Genomic DNA, 220 nt, shown 5'->3' with positions numbered 1-220 from the left:
CATTACGAAGAAGAACTGGCGTCAGTTCCTTGAGTGTTGGGATGAAGGCCGCCCGGAGGATTACGAGCCGGATCATTCGGTAGATATTTCTGAATTCCCGGAAGCCCTCGGCGGTGATAGCTGGGCTGAATTTGAGCAGCGCGCTTATATCTGGCGTACGAAGGACTGGGAAGCGTGGATTGACTCGCTACCTGATGACTGGTGGACTCTGAACACTAAT

The 220-nt window shown here is 52.7% G+C and carries 1 protein-coding gene; it reads left to right on the top strand.

Going from position 1 to position 220, the window contains the following annotated elements; all coding sequences use genetic code 11:
- A partial coding sequence (locus HMPREF2605_RS09565) for a hypothetical protein (protein ID WP_168167601.1) occupies window positions 1-220 on the top strand: 220 nt, incomplete at both ends.

It is taken from the genome of Rothia sp. HMSC065C03, from assembly GCF_001837295.1.
Lineage (GTDB): Bacteria > Actinomycetota > Actinomycetes > Actinomycetales > Micrococcaceae > Rothia.
The sequence above is the reverse complement of the archived record's forward strand: the minus strand, read 5'-3'. Positions and strand labels throughout refer to the sequence as shown.